Annotated in this window: 13 protein-coding genes; 4 read left to right on the top strand and 9 right to left on the bottom strand. The window is 65.9% G+C overall.

Going from position 1 to position 17,586, the window contains the following annotated elements:
• Window positions 1–14: 14 nt before the first annotated feature.
• Window positions 15–533, top strand: a complete 519-nt coding sequence (locus tag ACO05N_RS06210; protein ID WP_422056298.1) for a GNAT family N-acetyltransferase — start codon at window positions 15–17, stop codon at window positions 531–533.
• On the opposite strand, the gene ACO05N_RS06205 is transcribed toward ACO05N_RS06210, so the two are convergent.
• From ACO05N_RS06205 to ACO05N_RS06170, 8 genes are all read right to left on the bottom strand, one after another.
• A complete protein-coding gene (locus ACO05N_RS06205) occupies window positions 524–1,021 on the bottom strand; it encodes a lasso peptide biosynthesis B2 protein (RefSeq protein ID WP_422056297.1) in 498 nt (165 codons plus the stop codon). The two genes, ACO05N_RS06210 and ACO05N_RS06205, sit on opposite strands and share 10 nt — an antisense overlap.
• 79 nt (window positions 1,022–1,100) lie before the next feature.
• Window positions 1,101–1,421 carry a hypothetical protein gene (locus ACO05N_RS06200; RefSeq protein ID WP_422056296.1) on the bottom strand — a complete coding sequence of 107 codons (321 nt, stop codon included), beginning with the start codon at window positions 1,419–1,421 and terminating at the stop codon, window positions 1,101–1,103.
• 333 nt (window positions 1,422–1,754) lie between these two features.
• Complete coding sequence (locus ACO05N_RS06195) at window positions 1,755–2,645, bottom strand: SDR family NAD(P)-dependent oxidoreductase (RefSeq protein WP_422056295.1); 891 nt, start codon at window positions 2,643–2,645, stop codon at window positions 1,755–1,757.
• Window positions 2,646–2,723: 78 nt separating this feature from the next.
• Complete coding sequence (locus ACO05N_RS06190) at window positions 2,724–3,506, bottom strand: TetR/AcrR family transcriptional regulator (RefSeq protein ID WP_422056294.1); 783 nt, start codon at window positions 3,504–3,506, stop codon at window positions 2,724–2,726.
• A complete protein-coding gene (locus ACO05N_RS06185) occupies window positions 3,493–5,073 on the bottom strand; it encodes an AMP-binding protein (protein WP_422056293.1) in 1,581 nt (526 codons plus the stop codon). Before ACO05N_RS06185 ends, ACO05N_RS06190 begins: the two co-directional genes overlap by 14 nt.
• Window positions 5,070–6,692 (bottom strand): carboxylesterase/lipase family protein, encoded by a 1,623-nt coding sequence (locus ACO05N_RS06180; protein WP_422056292.1) that lies wholly within the window; start codon window positions 6,690–6,692, stop codon window positions 5,070–5,072. Before ACO05N_RS06180 ends, ACO05N_RS06185 begins: the two co-directional genes overlap by 4 nt.
• A complete protein-coding gene (locus ACO05N_RS06175) occupies window positions 6,689–7,990 on the bottom strand; it encodes a spinster family MFS transporter (RefSeq protein ID WP_422056291.1) in 1,302 nt (433 codons plus the stop codon). Before ACO05N_RS06175 ends, ACO05N_RS06180 begins: the two co-directional genes overlap by 4 nt.
• Window positions 7,980–10,319 carry a TonB-dependent receptor gene (locus ACO05N_RS06170; protein WP_422056290.1) on the bottom strand — a complete coding sequence of 780 codons (2,340 nt, stop codon included), beginning with the start codon at window positions 10,317–10,319 and terminating at the stop codon, window positions 7,980–7,982. The genes ACO05N_RS06175 and ACO05N_RS06170 overlap by 11 nt, the downstream gene beginning before the upstream one ends.
• A gap of 178 nt (window positions 10,320–10,497) precedes the next feature.
• Here ACO05N_RS06170 and ACO05N_RS06165 point away from each other — a divergent pair, with 178 nt between their 5' ends.
• Window positions 10,498–12,969, top strand: coding sequence for an MHYT domain-containing protein (locus tag ACO05N_RS06165; protein WP_422056289.1), 2,472 nt, complete (start codon window positions 10,498–10,500; stop codon window positions 12,967–12,969).
• Here the strand turns inward: ACO05N_RS06165 and ACO05N_RS06160 are convergent.
• Window positions 12,945–13,289 carry a hypothetical protein gene (locus tag ACO05N_RS06160; RefSeq protein ID WP_422056288.1) on the bottom strand — a complete coding sequence of 115 codons (345 nt, stop codon included), beginning with the start codon at window positions 13,287–13,289 and terminating at the stop codon, window positions 12,945–12,947. The genes ACO05N_RS06165 and ACO05N_RS06160 overlap by 25 nt on opposite strands.
• A gap of 126 nt (window positions 13,290–13,415) precedes the next feature.
• Here ACO05N_RS06160 and ACO05N_RS06155 point away from each other — a divergent pair, with 126 nt between their 5' ends.
• On the top strand, window positions 13,416–15,512 hold the full coding sequence (locus ACO05N_RS06155; protein WP_422056287.1) for a TonB-dependent receptor: 2,097 nt from the start codon (window positions 13,416–13,418) through the stop codon (window positions 15,510–15,512).
• 96 nt (window positions 15,513–15,608) lie between these two features.
• The gene (locus ACO05N_RS06150) at window positions 15,609–17,582 is read left to right on the top strand and encodes a glycoside hydrolase family 3 protein (protein ID WP_422056286.1); all 1,974 of its coding nucleotides are present in this window, start codon (window positions 15,609–15,611) and stop codon (window positions 17,580–17,582) included.
• The last annotated feature ends 4 nt before the right edge of the window (window positions 17,583–17,586 follow it).

Here is a 17,586-nt window from a genome sequence, read left to right as displayed (position 1 = left end):
GAGGAGGCTGATCGTTGAACGCCGTCCAAACCCAACTGGCTGCCGCGTTCGATCTGGCCTTTGCCGAGCGTTGCGGCACGCTGGAATGTCGCGCGCGCACGTCCGACGACCTGGCGTTCCTGCTGAACTGCGCCGTCGCCTGCTCGACGCTGGTCGGCCTGTTGCCCGACTCAATGCTCGCGCAGCAGGCACAATTTCAGCGGACGGGACATGACAGTGCATTTCCCGATGCGATGCACCGGATCGTGATGCGCGCGGGCGCCCCTATCGGCCATGTGCTGATCGCGTGGAATGCCGCAGATACCCATCTGGTCGATATTGCGGTGCTGCCGGAACATCGCGGAATCGGCGTAGCGCGCGCGCTGTTGGGCGCATGGCTTGCAGTCGCTGACGCGCACGGCCTCCCCGCGACGCTGCACGTGTTCGCCGACAATCCAGCTCGCCAGATCTATGCGCGACTGGGCTTTGTCGAAACCGCAACGGACCGCAATGCGGCGTCGGTCGCGATGCGTCGCCCCCCGGCTCAGCGCTGAAGCTGCGCCGCCACGTAGGCGGGGACGAAGCAGGATAGCGGAGCATACGTCGCGAAGCTGTGCGCGCCGCCCGTGGGCACCGCGTCGCCGCTGCTGGTCCAGGCATGTGCGCGCAGATCCCCTTCGGTTCGGTTCCGCTCGATCCCCAGCATCACCGCGCACGGCACCCGCCACAGGTCGCACAGCGCCTTCGCCGCCATTGCCTGCGGCAGGCAATTGGACCGGAACGGGGCGTAGGAGGCGGCGATCGACACCGCCCTGCCGATCAGCCGCGCGCGTGCAGCCTGTTGCGGGGTCGCCGCGGGCCGATGTGCGGTCGCGCCGAGATTGACCCCCAGCCATGGTGCGATCCGACGAAAGGGCAGCAGGGCGATGGTCGCAGATGACATGCCGATCAGCAGCCACGCCGGGAAAAGCCATAGCCACACAAAGGCCGGCTGGCGCCGCGCCACTGCCAATTTGCGCGCGATGATCGCGGTGCGCGACACGTAACCGCCTCCATCAATGGTGTTTCGTCAGGCTTTAGCATCACCGCCGGTGTCGGCCAATGGGCGAGGGCCACGTCGATTACGCCAGAGCAGCGGCCCCGGCCCGAAGTGCCTCCATGCGCGCATAAGGTCCCTCCGGATGGCGCGTCACGGCAGCCGCGACCGCCGGCGTGACGGCGGCGCGCTTGCGCTGCGTATCGTCGGCAAAGACCTGATCCGGCGCCTTTGCGTTGCGTCGGCCCGCCGCCGCCATGGCCGCACGCTCCCATGCATCGGGTACGAATCCGAAATGTCGGGGGATCGCCTCTTCCATCGCGGGGGGCAGCTCGGAATAGTTCACCAGCATCCCGCCGCCGCGCGCCACATGGTCGATCGCGCAGTCGAGATAGCGGGCGAGCACCGCCGCGCCGCGATCCTCGATCGAGCGGACGTTGCCGAATCGATCGCGCCGAGCGCGGGCACCTGCCCGGCCGCGAAATGCATGCCGGGCATCCGCAGGTGGGAGACCATGACTTCCACCGGATTGCGATACAGAAAGATCCAGGGGGTGTCGGGGGCAAGGCGGTCGCGGGAGTGGAACGGATCGCCTGGTCGATCATGACGCGAGCCTATGCCGCGCGCTCCGCACGCGCAAGCAGGGTCAGCGACGGGGACCGGTCCGGCCCCGGGCCCGGGCCCGCCGGGCCAGAGCGGGTCCGGCGACCGCACCGGTTCGACCCGATTGACGGCCTGTTCAGCGCGCGACTGCCACCGCCGGAACCGTGACGCCCGCCGCCGCCAGTTCGCGCTCCGCCTGTACGAAGCCATAAGCGGGGACGATCTCCCCTGCCCGGTCGCTCGCCTCGGCCCAGCGCGCGACCAGCGTTTCGCCGGCATCGGCGCCGTCGCCGATCTGGATGCCATCGGTCAGCGTGACGTTGGCGGTGGCGAAATGCCCGGCACCGGCGCACAGGATCGCGCGAGTGGGCGCGTCCGCGCCGACAAGCGCCAGCAGCCCAGGGCTGACCAACGCCGGATCGAGCGCGGCAAGACTCGCCGCGGACAGCACGCCCTCGGTCATGCCGGTCGCCGCCGTCGGCGCGAGGCAATTGACGCGGATGCCGTATTTCTCGCCCTCGATCGCGAGGGTCTGCATCAGGCCGACCAGCGCCATCTTGGCCGCGCCGTAATTGGCCTGGCCGAAATTGCCGTAAAGGCCCGAAGACGACGTGGTCATCACGATGCGGCCATAGCGCTGGCCACGCATGACCTCCCACACCGCCTTGCTGGCGATTGCGGCGCCCATCAGGTGCACGTCCACCACCAGCCGGAATTCGTCCATCGTCATCTTGGCGAAGCTCTTGTCGCGCAGGATGCCCGCATTGTTGACGAGGATGTCGACCCGGCCCCAGGCATCCATGGTCGACGCAACGATGTGGGACATGGCCCATTCATCGGTCACCGAACCGGCGAGCGCGAGCGCCTTGCCGCCCTGTGCGCCGATCTCGGCGACGACGCGCTGCGCTGCATCGTCGCTCAGATCGTTGACCACGACGCGCGCGCCCATGCGCGCCAGATAGAGTGCATGGGCGCGACCCAGCCCGCCCCCGGCACCGGTTACGATTGCGATCCGTCCATCCAGCATGATCAACTTCCTCCCATTATATTCGCTAACGCGTGAGTGAATATTCTGTGCACAACTAGCCGCGCGCCGGCGGGTTGGCTAGAGTTTGCCCCGCCCGCCGCTGCCGCAAATCTGCCGGAACCCGGCGGCCATGAACACGGCCATGCGGTCCTTGATCGCCGCGAAGTCCTCCGACCGGCACAGCCCGCCGGACAATTTGTCGATGCGCCCGGTGCGCGCCAGCGTGACCATCAGCGCCCCCGTAACGAAGTGGTAGCCCCAGAAGATATCCTCTTCCGCACAATCGGGCAGCGCCTTCTTGAGCAGGTCGATCAGCCGCAGCACGACCGGATCGAAGTGCGAATCCATCAGTTCCGCGCCCCATTCGGGGGTGTTGGCGACGAGCGCACCCAGCGCGCCGTAGTTCTTCCAGCCCTCGCCTCCCTCGATATACAGGTCGAGATCGGTGTCGAGAAAGGCGTGCAGCGCGCCCTCAAGCGTCGGCTTGCCGCCGGTCGATGCCTCATAATCGTCGAGCGCGCGCAGCCGCTTTTCGCTGGTCACCACTGCGCGGCGGGCGAAGACCGCGTCGAACAGCTTCTTCTTGTCCTCGAAATAATAGTTGAGCAGCGTGTGGTGGACGCCGACGCGCTTGGCGACGTCCTTCAGCGTCACGCCGTGCAGGCCATGTTTCGAGAACAGATATTCCGCCTCGTCGAGCATCTGCTCCATCATCTCCGCGCGCTGCTCCGCCTTGGTCGAGCGGCGGCGGGGCTTGGGCTTTTCGGATTTCTGCTCAGGCACTGGGCTGTCATTCCCCTGTTGCCCGGATGCGGCCGGATCGCCGCGCGCCGGGTCGAACAAGGTCTCAAGCGCTTCCATATTGAGACCGCAAGCTATTCTTGTCGATTTTCCCGGTCGGGGCGAGCGGCATTGCGGGCAGGCGCACGATCGCGTCGGGAATCCACCAGGATGCGACCCGTCCGCGCAACGGGGCGAGCAGGTCTTCGTCGCTCAGCGCATCGTCCTGCATCTCGACCAGCAACAGCGGGCGCTCGCCCCATTTCGGGTCCTGACGCCCGATCACGGCGGCGAGCGATACCTGTGGCAGCGCGCCGACCACCGCCTCGATCTCCGCCGGGTTGATCCACTCGCCACCTGACTTGATCAGATCCTTGGCGCGCCCGGTGATGATGAGATTGCCGTGGCGGTCGATCCGCGCAAGATCGCCCGTCGCGAACCAGCCATCGGCATCGGTCGCGGGCACGTCCTGCCCGAAATAGCGATCGACCACCGCTGCACCGCGCACGCGCAGATGGCCTTCAACGTCGCGCTGCCGGGGTAACGGCACGCCGTTGGCGTCGGTCAGCAGCAGGTCGACGCCGATCGCAGGACGACCGGATACAGCCGCGCTGCGCTGCGGATCGTGCGGAGGCGCGACGGTGCCGGAGGGCGACAGCTCGGTCATTCCCCAGCTCGTCTGCACGGTGACGCCAAGCACCCGCTCGATCCGCTCCATCAGCGCGGGCGCGAGCGGGGAGCCTCCGACGATGATGCGCTCCAGGCTCGGCAGGGTCTCGCCGGTCGCCTCGAGATGCTCGGCCACGCCCAGCCACACGGTCGGCACCGCGACACCGATCGTGACATGTGCCGCCGCGATCAGCCGGGCGAGGCTTGCTCCATCGGTCGCGCGCCCGGGCAATACCAGCCGCCCGCCCGCTGCTGGCAATGCAAAGGGCAGGCCCCAGGCGTTGGCGTGGAACATCGGCACCACCACCAGCACGCTGTCAGTCGCCCGGATTGCCATCACATCAGCCTGCAGGCAGCGCAGCGTGTGGAGAAAGCTGGCTCGGTGGGTGTAGGTCACGCCCTTCGGCGCACCGGTCGTGCCGGAGGTGAAGCACAGGCCGCAGGGCGTCGTTTCAGCGAAACCGCCCCACACCACTCCACCAGGTGCAGTTGCGATCAGCGGCTCGAGCTCCGCGACGGCACAGGGTGCGGACTGCGCGTCAGCGACGCCGTCGATCACCAGCATCAGCGACAGGCTCGGCACCCGCTCGGCAATGGCGTGGGCGAGCGGCTGAAGATCGGCGCTGACGATCAGCAGCTTTGCGCCCGACTGTACCACCATGTCGGCGAGATGCTGGGCGGTCAGGCGCGGATTGAGCGTGTGGCACACCGCGCCCATCCCCATGATCGCGTACCACGCCTCGACATGCGCCTGGCTGTTCCAGGCCAGCGTCGCGACGCGGTCCCCTGGTCGGACGCCGAAGCCGGTCAGCAGCGACGATACAGCCAGCGCGCGGTCGCGCAGCGCGGCATAGCCGATCCGATCGATCCCCCCCGCCTCACGCGCTGTGACCACTTCGGCATCGGGATGCCATTTAGCGGCGTGGTGCAGGAACTTGTCCAGCGTCAGCGGATAATCCTGCATGCTTCCGTCGATCATCGGCAACCCGTCGCCTTGTTGAGGACCGGCGAGGCGACGCCGGTGTTCCAGTTCCATGGCTGGTCGCCCGCCGCGCGACGACGGCACACCGCCGCTTCGTGCAGCGCGAACATGCCGGGCATCAGCCGCGTGCCGGGCAGCGGCTTGCCGGCGAACGCCATGTAATTGGCGGCCGCGCCATAGGCCTCCCACGCCGGCTGCCCGTCTGCAACGGGCGCGCCCGAACGCGCGAAGCTCGCCCAATAGCCCAGCATCGCGTCGGACAGACGGCGGTTAGCCACGTCGTCGGGGATTTTGGGCCAATAGGGCGGCGTGCGGCTGGCCGTGCCGAAGACATAGGGGATTTCGGCGGCGTGGAAGGCGTGCAGGCCGTATTCCGCAGCAGCGGGGTAGCCGTGATCGAACAGATAGAGATAGGCGCTTTGCCCGATCGCGGTCTGGCCGATCGCGAGCCGGGTGGAGGTCCAGCCGTAAAGCGCGTCGCGCGTCGTCGCGAGCAGCGACTCCTTGATGTTGCTCGACGGGTAGAGCCGGAGGAAGTGTTCCGCGAGATCGCCATAGCGCGTCCGGATCGCCGCCTCATACGCCTCGGCATTAGCGGGCGCGGGCGGGAGCAGCACCGGGAGCGAGCGGATCTCGCCCGCATTGAACCCGGCGAGCACCGGCACCTTGGCCTGCTCGCCATGGTCCCAGGTCGCGACCAGCTGGCGGGTCAGCGTCTTGCCATCGATATTGGCCCAGGGGCCATAGCCCTTGGTCGCGGCGTCCACGGTGAGCTTCTCGGCGTCCATCGCGCGCAACGCCGCAAGATCGCCGGCACCGACTGCGGCCATGATCTGGCTGCCCGCTGCTTCGGCCGAGGGCAGGCCGTGCTTGCCCTGTTTCAGTTCGGGCGTAGTGATCATGTATGCGCTCTGCGCCACCGCCTTGTGGAACAGGCCACGCGCCTGCGGGCTGGCCATCAGATACATCACGCTGAGCGCGCCGGCGGATTCGCCCGCAATGGTGACGTTGCCGGCATTGCCCCCGAACGCCGCGATGTTGCGCTGGACCCATTTCAGCGCCGCGATCTGATCAAGCAGGCCGTAATTGCCCGAAATGCCGTCCGGCGATTCCGCGCTCAATTCCGGGTGGGCAAGATAGCCGAGGATGCCGAGCCGGTAGTTGATCGACACGACGATCATGTTGCCGCGCTGCGCCAGTCGCGCGCCGTCATACATGGTTTCGTGGCTGTACCCCGCAACCAGCGCGCCCCCGTGAATCCACACGAACACGGGCAGGTCTTTCCCTCCCGCAGGCGCCCAGATGTTGAGCGTCAGGCAATCCTCGCTGATCGTGTCGAGCGGGTTTGTGTAGATGCCGGCATTGCGGTTGCGCGGCTGGACGCACGCGGGGCCGAACGCGGTTGCCTTGCGCACACCCTGCCAGTCTGCGGCAGCAACGGGTGGCTTCCAGCGCAGCGGGCCGACCGGCGGCTGGGCATAGGGAATGCCGCGGAAGATGCGGACACCGCCCTGCTCCACACCCTGGACCGTGCCGACCGGAGCTATGACCTGTGGCGTCTGGGCCAGCGCGGGGCTGCCCAAGGCAAGCGCGAGGAGCGCGATCAGCCACTTCATGCCGCCGCCCCTTCCCGCTTCAGCCGCAGCGCGAGCGCGACGAACAAGCCGATCGCGATCAGGTAGAAGGGGGTGAGCGTGTAAAGCGCGCTTTGCAGGCTCTGCGTATCGCCCTGTGCCTTGAACCAGTCGCTCGCGAACCCGACCCAGGTCGGGCCAAGGCCAAGGCCAATGAAGTTCATGATCAGCAGCAGCAGCGCACCCGACAGCACGCGCTGATTGGGCTTCACCTCTTCCTGCACCAACGCGACCGAGGCCGAGAGGTAGAAATAGTTGAACACCATCACCACGGCGAGCAGCGCCAGTGCGAGCGGCCACCCGGGGGCCCAGACGAAGCCGATGTAAAAGGGCATCGCGATTGCGAGCGATATGGCCGGAGCGACGGCATAGCCGCTGCGCGCCTTACGCGTCATCGCGTCGATCACCCGGCCGGAAATGACCATGCCGCCGCCCATGCCGATCAGCAGGACGAGCGCGTACCAGACCGCGACGTCGCCGAGCACCATCCCCTTTTCGCGCATCAGATAGAGGACCGCGAAATTGCCGAGGCCATAGGTGACGAACTGCGTCGCGCCGCTGCCCAGTGCCGCGAGCATCAGCACGGGGTTGGACAAGAACGCGCCGACGGTGGGCCAGAACGGCGCCTTGTCCCCCGCCCCCGCCGCACGCGCGCCATCCATCGCGCCCTTTTGCGGCTCACGGATGGTCAGCCACACGAACAGCGCCGTGCCCACGCCGACCGCGCCGACGATGATGAAGGGCAGCCGCCAGCCATAATGTCCGGCGATCGCCGCGCCGAACGCGACGCCCGCCGCCGCGCCGATCGCTGGCCCCAAGTTGAAGATGCCGAGCGCCGCCGCGCGCTTGCCCGGCGGGTAGGTGTCGGTGATGATCGCATAGGATGGCGGGACGCCACCCGCCTCGCCGAACCCGACCGTCATGCGCGCGATGACCAGCTGCGTATAATTGACCGCCATGCCGCACGCGACCGTCGCGCCGCTCCAGATCGCGCAGGCGAGGCTGAGGACGCCGACGCGGCTGGTGCGGTCGGCGAACCAGCCGACGGGGATCGCGATGAAGCAATAGAACATCGCGAAATAGAGGCCGCCGATCAAACCGAGTTGGGTGTCGGTAACGTTCAGCGAATCCTGGATCGGCTTGGCGAGAATGCCGATCAGCTGCCGGTCCAGAAAATTGAGGATGTAGACGAAGGTGAGCGTGACCAGCACGAACCACGGCCGGTTTGCGGGTGACGGACGGCCGGTGTCGCCACCGGCCGTCGCTGCGTCAGAGGCCATAGCCAAGGCGGATCCCCACGGTGCGCGGGCGCAGCGTGCCGAAACGGCTCACCAGAAACGCCTCGGGGTGGATGTACACGACCGAATGATCATCGAAGAGATTCTCGACATAGAGATTGGCCGAGAGGGACCCCTTCTTGACCCCCAGGTTGAGGTTCACATTGGCATATTCGTCGGTCTTGCCAAAGGTCGACAGGCGCAGATTGGGGTTGCCCGGCGTGTTTGGGAACGAGCTGTTGTACGATCCCACATATTGCGCGTTGATCGCGAAGGTGCCGCGCGCGCTGTCGCCCAGGTCGAAGCCATAGGAGATATACGCCGCGCCCTGCAGCCGCGGTGCGGACAAGCGGTGGCCGAGCACAGCGCCCGAAACCACTGCCTCGGTCGTCGAGAGCTTGGTGATCTTGGAGTCGTTATAGGCTGCGTTCAGCCCGATAAAGACGTCCTTGGCCGGGATCACGCCGATCTCGACCTCGAACCCCTTGCTGCGCGCCGCGCCGATATTGGTGGCGAATTGAACCGAGTCCGACCGGCGGTTGGCCTGCGCCTGAATGTTGCTCCAGTTGATCAGGTAGAGCGCGGCATTCATCGTCACGCGGCCGTCGAGCCAGCGCGCCTTGGCACCGAGTTCATAGCTCTTGAGATCGTCGGACTCCGCGCCGTACGGAATGATGATGTCGGTCGGGTCGGTCAGGCTGGCGGCACCGGCACGCGCGTTGACGATCGGCGCGCGGAAGCCGGTCGAGAAAGTGGCGTAAGTGGTGAGCGATTCACTCGGCTTCCACGTCGCGCTGGCCTTCCATGACGGGGCGGACCCGGTCGCCTTGACGCCGGTGACCGCATCGTACGGAATCAAGGTGTTGAAGGCCAGGTTGTTGAGATTGAGCAGCGCAAGCGTGAAGTAGTTGTAGTCGGTGAATGGCGTCGGCGAGCCGGGTGCGTTGGGAACGCGCAGCACCGCGAGATAGCCGCCCGCCTCGGTAAAGCCCTGCGCCGAGGTGCGGCCATAGCGCATGCCACCGGTCAGCCAGAATTTGGGTGAGAAGCGATAGGTGATCTCACCGAACCCGGCGAGTTCGTCGCTCTTCTGATAGGTGTAGAGCTTCTGATAATATTGGTCGGGAAGCCCGGTCAGCCCGCGCGCCGCGAGAAACTCGGGGCTGGAGCGGTAGAAATAATCCACGTCGCGGCGGCGGTGCATGTAGAATCCGCCGATGGTGAATTCGAACGGGCCGTCGAGCGACGACACCAGCCGCGTCTCCTGAACAAACACCTTGTCATAGGCGTCGGCATCCAGCCCGAACGCGATCGGCGCCCCGGCGAACGAACCGGGCGGGAAGGTCCCCGCAAGATCGACATAAAAGCGCTGGTCGAAATCCGAATAGGTGGACGAACTGGTCAGCCGGGCGAAATCGAATTCATATTCGACCGTGCCGTTGATGATCGTCTGCTTGCCGGTGAAGCGGTCGGGCTGGTCCGACACGCGCTTCTCACGCCCCAGCGACGGGCTGGTGAGCGAGCTGTCCTTGGGATCGCTGTCCTCATACGATCCCATCACGCGCACCGACAGCCGGTCATTCGGCTTCCACAGCGCGATCACGCGCCCGCCCCAGTTGATCAGCTTGTTCGAATTCTTGATGCCGGTCCCGACATTGTCGAGATAACCGTCTTCATTGCGGTAAAAGCCGACCGCGCGTACCGCCAGCGTGTCGCTGACGATCGGCAGATTGACCATGACATTGTAGCGCTGGCGGAAGCTGTCCTTCCCCGTCAGCGCCAGATCGACCTGGCCGGCCATGTCGAACGATGACAGGTTCGGGCTCTTGGTCAGGATGCGCATCGCGCCCGACAGCGAGCCCGATCCGAACAACGTCCCCTGCGGCCCGCGCAGAAACTCGACCCGCTCGACGTCGAACAGGGTCGGGTCGACCACCGTCGTGTTGCCGATCGTCGAAATCGGCAGTTCGTCGATATAGACCGCGACCGAGCTTTGCAGATTGGCGTTATAGCCGTTGGTGGCGATGCCGCGTGCGGTGAAATTGTTGAAATTCTGGGTGGGGCGGTTGAGCACGACGCCCGGCGTTTCCCGGGCAATGCCCTCAAACCCTACAATCCCCTTTTCGGTCAGCTCTTCCTGCTGGAAGGCGCTGATGCTGAGCGGGACGTCCTGGATCTTTTCGGCGCGGCGGGTCGCGGTCACGACCACTTCCTGATCCGCCTGAGCGGTGGCATCGCCGGGTTCACCGACGGGGGCCTCCTGTGCCGCAACGGACATCGGTACCGTGAACAACGTGACCGCGCAGGCGGTCGCCAGAAGCCTTGCCCTCATCCTTACCTCTCCTCGATGCCATCGATCATGCGTCGATTTGCTGCAGCGACTATGTCGCGATGCCACCGCCCTGTCAATATTCACTATCACGCGTGTGAATATCTTTTGATGCAGATCGAATGCGCTCGGTTTGAAAGCATGTGTTGCCATGTCGTCACCGCTGTGAAAGCGTGCAGCGATGACCATGCACGGCGCGCACAACGGCTATCTTGTGGTCTTGTCCATCGCCGTCGCGATCCTCGCCTCCTTTGTTTCGCTCAGCCTGGCGAGCCGCATCCGCGCGTCGCGCGGGCGCGCGCGCCAGGTCTGGCTCGCCGCGGCGGCTGCGACGCTGGGCGGCGGAATCTGGTCGATGCATTTCGTAGGCATGCTGGCGTTCAGCATGCCCGGAGTGACGATGGGCTACGACAGCGGGCAGACCCTGTTATCGCTGGCGATCGCGATCGCGTTTACCGGCGCGGGGCTGGCGACCTTCAACTGGCTGCGGGTGACGGCGCGGCGGATCGCGTTGGCCGGACTGCTGATCGGGAGCGGCGCGGTCGCGATGCATTATCTGGGCATGGCAGCGATGCGCATGCCGGCGACGCTCGCTTATGACTGGGGCTGGGTCACGATCTCCGTGATGATCGCGTTGGGCGCGGCAACCACGGCGGTATGGCTGGCGGCGCGCGAGCAGCGGACCAGCCAGATGGCCGCCGCCGCGATGGTAATGGGGGCGGCGATCGCGGGCATGCATTATTCCGGCATGCGCGCGGCGATCTTCACCGTCGCACATCATTCCGATCATGCGCAGGGGGTGGCGAGCATCGGCCAGACCAATCTGGCGATCGCCATCAGCCTGATCACCGTGGTGGTGCTGCTGCTCCTGCTCGCCGCCGCCCAGCTCGAGCGCATCTACCGGCGCACCGCGCGGCGCGAGGCCAAGACTGCCCTTCGGCTCAAGATCGCCGATCTGCTGCGGGGCCAGTCGCCGGAGGAGGCGCTTCCAGAGGTCGCGGCGCTGATGGGCGCGCATTTCGGCGTCACCCGCACCGGCTATGGCGACCTCGATCCGGTCGAGGATCAGTTCGACTATCGCGCGTGCTGGACCGACGGGACCGTGCCGGCGCTAGTCGGCCGCTTTCCGGCGGCGGCCTTTGGCGTGAAGATCGTTGCGGCGCTCAATGCCGGCACGACCGTGGCCATCGACGACCTTTCCGCCTCGCCCCTCAGCGACGATATGCGCACGCAGGACACCGCGCGTGAGGTCGATACCCGCGCGATCCTGGTTGTGCCGTTCGTCCGCGACGGGCGACTGCGCACGATCGTCTATCTCAACGACCGCCAGCCGCGCCGCTGGCACCCTGCCGAGGTCGCCTTCATGGAGGAGATCGCCGAGCGCACCCGCCTGGTCATCGAACGCGCCGCGGCCGAGGCGCAGCTGCGCGAGCTCAATACGACGCTGGAGGCGCGCGTCGAAGCGCGCACCGCCGAGTTGCGCCAGACGCAGGAAGCATTGCTGCAAAGCCAGAAGATGGAGGCAGTGGGACAGCTGGTGTCCGGCATCGCGCACGACTTCAACAATCTGCTCGGCGCGGTGGTCGGTGCATTCGACCTGATCCGGCGCCGCGCCGACGATTCGGACCGGGTCCGGTCCTACGCCGATACCGGGCTCAAGGCCGCGGAACGTGGCGCGAAACTGACCAGCCAGTTGCTCACCTTCGCCCGCGCCCAGGGGATCCAGCTTCAGCCGTTGCGCGTATGCGACGTGATCCAGGCAATGGCCGAACTGCTGCGGCGCACATTGGGGCCGATGATCGCCCTCGACCTCAAACTCGCCGCCGTGCCGGTGCCGGTTCTGGCCGATCCGACCCAGGTTGAAATGATGATCCTGAACCTCGCGATCAACGCGCGTGACGCGATGCCGGACGGGGGCACGCTGACCATCGCCACCGCGACGCGCCACATCGGCAGCGACACCGAACTTGAGCCGGGCGATTATGTGGAAATCGCCGTCAGCGACACGGGCATCGGCATGGACGAGGCGACCCTGCGCCGGGCCATGGAGCCGTTCTTTACGACCAAGCCGGTCGGCAAGGGCACGGGCCTGGGGCTCGCGCAAATCTATGGCAGCGCGCGCCAGGCCGGTGGAACGGTGCGCCTGTCGAGCACGCCGGGCATCGGTACCACGGTCAGCGTGCTGCTGCCCCGCACGAATCGCGAACCCGAATCGGTTGCGGTCAAGACGCGGACCGAAGCCGGCCCGGATGCGCGCTTGCGGATCCTGTTCGTCGATGACGATGTGGAGCTGCGTGGCATATTCGCGACGGCGCTGACGGCGCTCGGCCACCATGTGATCGAGGCGGGCGGGGGCGACGAGGCGCTCGACCTGATCGGCCGCACCACGCCTGACGTGGCGCTGCTGGATTTTGCGATGCCCGGGATGAACGGGGCGGAACTCGCGCTCGCACTCAAGCAGCGCATGCCGGACCTGCCGATCCTGTTTGCCAGCGGCTTTGCCGACACCGAAGCGCTCGATCGGGCCGGTGCCACGACTGTCCTGCGCAAGCCGTTCAAGCTGGACGACTTACTTCCCGCGCTGCACGGGGCGATGCAGCGCCAGGCCGGCGACGTCGTCGCGGAGCGTCAGGATGCCCCGATCGATCGATAGCGTTCCACCTGGGAAATCGAGGGTCGCGACACCGCCTCCCCGAACCGCGCGCACATTCGGCACGAGATGGAATGGACATAACACGATGCGGGTCCGCTTAGCGCCGTGATCCAGGTCACTCGGCCCTTCCAGCGGCCCTGAACGAACTGCCGCCGATCGGTCACAGCACTGCCCAAGGCTTGACGGTTGGATGCCATGCCCCCGTCGACGCCCGGCTTGCCAGCCGCGTCCTCCCATCGCACGCGCCCTTCGATCAGGCTGCGGAAGGGAATGCACTGCGGCATGAAGTCGCTCCATTGACTCACCTCGGCGATTTGCATATGAAGCAACGGTTGATATGCAAAACATGTGGGAGGTTTCAGATGTTCAAGCTTGGTCGCGTTGCTTCCGTAAGCGCTTCGGCGCTCATCATTGCCATCTTGACGCCATCCGCATTCGCACAGGAGGTGCCGGCCGATCCCGCCGCCGACCCAGCCAGCGACACCGGCCTCGTCGAAATCGTCGTGACGGCCGAGAAGCGCCCGTCCTCCGCCCAGCGAACCTCGATTGCGCTTGACGTGTTCGATAGCGAAACGCTGAAGCAGAATGGCGTCGGCAACGTGGCTCAGCTGGCGAACTTTTCACCCAGCATCAATATCGGTCAGGCTGCCGGCGCGTCGGTCGTAACGATCCGCGGCGTGTCGAGCCGTGACACGACCGAGATCGGCGATCCCGCGGTCGCCATCAGCATCGACGGCGTCTATCTCCAGCGTCCGACCGGCATGAACGCCAGCTTCTACGACATCGAGCGTGTCGAGGCGTTGCGCGGTCCGCAGGGCACGCTGTACGGCCGCAACGCCACGGGCGGCGCGATCAACATCATCACCCGCAAGCCCGAGGATACGCTGGGCGGCTATGTGTCGATCGATGCCGGCAACTACGACACGATCAACGCCGACGCGGCCGTCAACCTGCCGCTGAGCGACACGCTGGCGACGCGCTTCTCGGTGGTCAGCCGCTACAACAAGGGTTTCCGCGACAATGGCGTGGGCGGACGCGGCGACGACAATGTCGCGCGCGGCGGCCGCGCGCAGCTGCTCTGGACGCCAACCTCGCGGCTGAAGGTGCTGCTGGGCGGCAGCTACCTCAAGCAGGACGGCAACGGCGCCGTCTACAACAACCGCCTGATTCCGACCGGCGGTACGCTGGACGCGGTTCGCCCGCCCAGCGACGCCGATGACGCGACGCATTTCCCGCTCAACTATGACGGCTATTTCGACACCAGCATCTACACGGTGAACGGCCAGGTCGATCTCGACCTCGATTTCGCCACGCTGACCTATATCGGCGGGTTCGTCCGGACGGATTACAAGCACAGCTGGGACAACGACGCCAACGCGCGGCAGGGCTATATCTATTCGCGTGATGAAGTGTCGAACGACCAGAGCCACGAACTGCGGCTGGCGTCGAACAACGAGCGCGGGTTCCGCTGGCAGGTCGGCGCCTATTATTTCGACGAGCACCTCGACCTGCACAACCGCTTCGACAATACGAATGCCGCCGGTGCGCGCGTCAACCTGCGCGAGTATTTCTTCGACGTCGACACCAAGTCCTACGCGTTCTTCGGTCAGGCCAGCTATGACCTGACCGACCGCCTGAGCGTGTCGGGCGGCGTGCGCTATTCGAATGACAAGAAATCGCGCGTCGGCCCGCAATATGTCGGCAGCCTGACGCAGGATATCAGCAGCGGAACCGCCGTCCGTGCGTTCAGTGTCGAGAACAGCTCCGCCAAGTCCGACAAGTTCACCTATCACGCCGGCGTCGATTTCCAGGTGACGCCGCGCAACCTGCTCTACGTCAAATTCGACACGGGCTATAAGGCCGGCGGCTTCAACAATTTCGGGATCGGCGCATACAACCCGGAGACCCTGGTGGCCTGGGAAGTGGGGTCGAAGAATCGGTTCCTCGACAATGCACTTCAGCTGAACCTCAGCGCCTATCACTATGACTACAAGGACCAGCAGGTCAGCCAGTACGTCGCGTCACAGGCCGCGACGCAGATCGTGAATGCCGGCAAGTCGGAGATTTACGGCGCGGAAGCCGAAGTCACGTGGCTGCTGACGCCCAAGACGCAGTTCGACCTGTCCGTTTCGTATCTGCATGGCGAGTTTACCGATCTGGCGGTGGCGAACGGTGCTTCCAACCTCTCGCTCAACGGCAATCGCACGGTCCAGTCGCCCGAATGGTCGTTCAGCGGCGGTATCCAGCATGACTTCGATGTCGGCGGGCTGGTGATCACGCCGCGCGTGCAAACTCAGCACCGCAGCAGCTACTTCCTGACCATCTATAACCGCGCGAACGACTTCCAGCGTGGCTTCTGGCGCACGGATGCAAGCCTGACGCTCGCGCCGCAGGATTCGAAGCTGAACCTGCAACTCTACATCCGCAATATCGAGAACACCGTCGTGATCTCGAACGCGGAGCAGAGCGCGCTCTATGGCGGCGTGCGGTATCAGTACGATGCCCCGCGCACCTTCGGCGTCCGCCTGAACCACGACTTCTGAACCTTTGCCCCGGCCGGGGACATCTTGCGGTGTCCCAGGCCACCCCGCCTGCCAGGATCTAACGAACGCGGCGTTCAGTCGTTCGGGAGAATCGCGATGAACTATGCATCTCTGTTGCTTGCGCCGCTGTTGCTGGCGCCCGTCGACGCATCGAATGCGGGCCCGCGTCCTGCGCAGCGCCAGCCAGCCATCGAAAGCCGCGTTGCGCCGATCCTGACGATTGCCGGCAAGCGGTTCCGCGATCTCAACAAGAATGGCCGCCTCGACCGCTACGAGGACTGGCGATTGCCGGTCGCGCAGCGGATCGATGACCTGGTGGCCAAGATGACCGTCGCCGAGAAGGCGGGTTTGATGATGTTCGCGTCCCATTCAGGGTTCGTCGGCCCGAACGGCACGCTGCGTGAGGAACTGGCGCCGCTGCCTCCCGGAGCGCTCAAGTCACCGGTCAACGTCACCGGCGTGCCCGGCTTCGATCGCGCGGACAAACCCTCGCCACGCGTCCTGCTGCTCGAAAAGCATGTACGCTGGATGGCGGTGTCGGCCGGCGGCAAGCCAGGCGACGCCGCGCGCTGGGCCAACAATATGCAGGCGCTGGCGGAGCAGGACCGCCTGGGAATCCCCGTCGTGCTCGCGGCCGATCCCATCCACACGACCAACCGCCTGCCGGGCGGATCGCTGCCGCCGCCGGACCGGGTGAAGATTACATCCGACTGGCCGGACCAGATCGGCCTGGCCGCGATCGGCGATGCCGCGCTGGTCGAGCGGTTCGGGCGGATCGGCGCGGCCGAATATCGCGCGATCGGTTTGCGCATGGTCATCAACCCGATGGTCGACGTTGCCACCGAGCCGCGCTGGAACCGCATCCCGGGTACGTTCGGCGAGGACGCCGCCCTCGCTGCACGTCTGGGCGCTGCCTATGTCCGCGGGTTCCAGGGTGCCCGGATCGGCAGCAACAGCGTGCTGACGATCATCAAGCATTTCCCCGGCGACGGCCCGGTCGAAAACGGCATCGACCCGCATAACGTCTATGGTCAGCGGTTCGTCTATCCGGCGCGCAATCTCGCTTATCATCTGGAACCGTTCAAGGCCGGGATCGCGGCGGGGGCGACGGGCGTGATGACCGCTTATGGCATCCCGACCGGGATCGACACGGTCGGCTCGTCCTTTTCGAAGCGGGTCGTGACCGACATGCTGCGCGGCGATCTGGGCTTCAACGGCATCGTGGTCACCGACTGGCTGCACGCCCAGCCCTGGGGCGTCGAGAACCTGTCCAAGCGCGACCGCCAGGGGCGCATGATCAAAGCCGGCGTCGATCAGTTCGGCGGCGAGCATGAGACGGATTATGTCATCGAACTGGTCAAGCTGGGCCGCGTCTCGCAGGCCCGCCTCGACCAGTCGGCGCGCCGTATCCTGAAGCCGATGTTCGAGCTTGGCCTGTTCGAAAATCCCTATGTCGATGCCGAGGCCGCCGATGCGATCCTGAACGCGCCAACCTATGCTGCGGCGGCACTGGACGCCCAGCGTCGCGCGATCGTGTTGCTCAAGAACCAAGCGGCGACGTTGCCGCTCGCCCCGGCCGCCAAGTTATCCCTGAAGGGCTTCGACAAGCCGCCCGCGGCATTCGCCGCGCGTCTGGCGGCGAGCGATGCGACGGCCGATGCGATCGTCGTCAAGGTCAACGCGCCCTATCGCGTGAACGAAACCGGAAAGGCGTTCTTCAAGGGCACGCATGAAGGGCCGGTGAGCTTCGCCGGCGCGGATAATGAATCCGATCTGCATGCGATCCGGGCCGCGGTGGCAACCGGCAAGCCGGTGATCGTGGTGATCAGCATGGAGCGCCCGTCGGTGCTCGGCGAGTTCATCGATGGCGTGGGCGCGGTCGTCGCGACGTTCGGCTCCGGCGATGCGGCGGTGGCCGACATCCTGACCGGGCGCGCACGCCCGACCGGGAAGCTGCCGTTCGACCTGCCGGCCGACGACGTTTCGGTCGCGACGCAACATGAGGACGCGCCCCACGACTTTGCGCGCACAGCATTCCGACAGGGCTTTGGCCTGACTTACGACAAATGATTGA

Origin of the sequence: Sphingomonas sp., assembly GCF_965227385.1 — a bacterium.
Classification (GTDB): domain Bacteria; phylum Pseudomonadota; class Alphaproteobacteria; order Sphingomonadales; family Sphingomonadaceae; genus Sphingomonas.
This window is presented reverse-complemented; position numbering and strand designations above follow the sequence as displayed.

What these genes read in the sequence shown, in the direction of transcription:
- ACO05N_RS06195 (WP_422056295.1), bottom strand. Translation starts at nt 2,645, where the DNA reads ATGCTGGATGGACGGATCGCAATCGTAACCGGTGCCGGGGGCGGGCTG.
- ACO05N_RS06190 (WP_422056294.1), bottom strand. Translation starts at nt 3,506, where the DNA reads ATGGAAGCGCTTGAGACCTTGTTCGACCCGGCGCGCGGCGATCCGGCC.
- ACO05N_RS06185 (WP_422056293.1), bottom strand. Translation starts at nt 5,073, where the DNA reads ATGATCGACGGAAGCATGCAGGATTATCCGCTGACGCTGGACAAGTTC.
- ACO05N_RS06180 (WP_422056292.1), bottom strand. Translation starts at nt 6,692, where the DNA reads ATGAAGTGGCTGATCGCGCTCCTCGCGCTTGCCTTGGGCAGCCCCGCG.
- ACO05N_RS06175 (WP_422056291.1), bottom strand. Translation starts at nt 7,990, where the DNA reads ATGGCCTCTGACGCAGCGACGGCCGGTGGCGACACCGGCCGTCCGTCA.
- ACO05N_RS06170 (WP_422056290.1), bottom strand. Translation starts at nt 10,319, where the DNA reads ATGAGGGCAAGGCTTCTGGCGACCGCCTGCGCGGTCACGTTGTTCACG.
- ACO05N_RS06165 (WP_422056289.1), top strand. Translation starts at nt 10,498, where the DNA reads ATGACCATGCACGGCGCGCACAACGGCTATCTTGTGGTCTTGTCCATC.
- ACO05N_RS06160 (WP_422056288.1), bottom strand. Translation starts at nt 13,289, where the DNA reads ATGCAAATCGCCGAGGTGAGTCAATGGAGCGACTTCATGCCGCAGTGC.
- ACO05N_RS06150 (WP_422056286.1), top strand. Translation starts at nt 15,609, where the DNA reads ATGAACTATGCATCTCTGTTGCTTGCGCCGCTGTTGCTGGCGCCCGTC.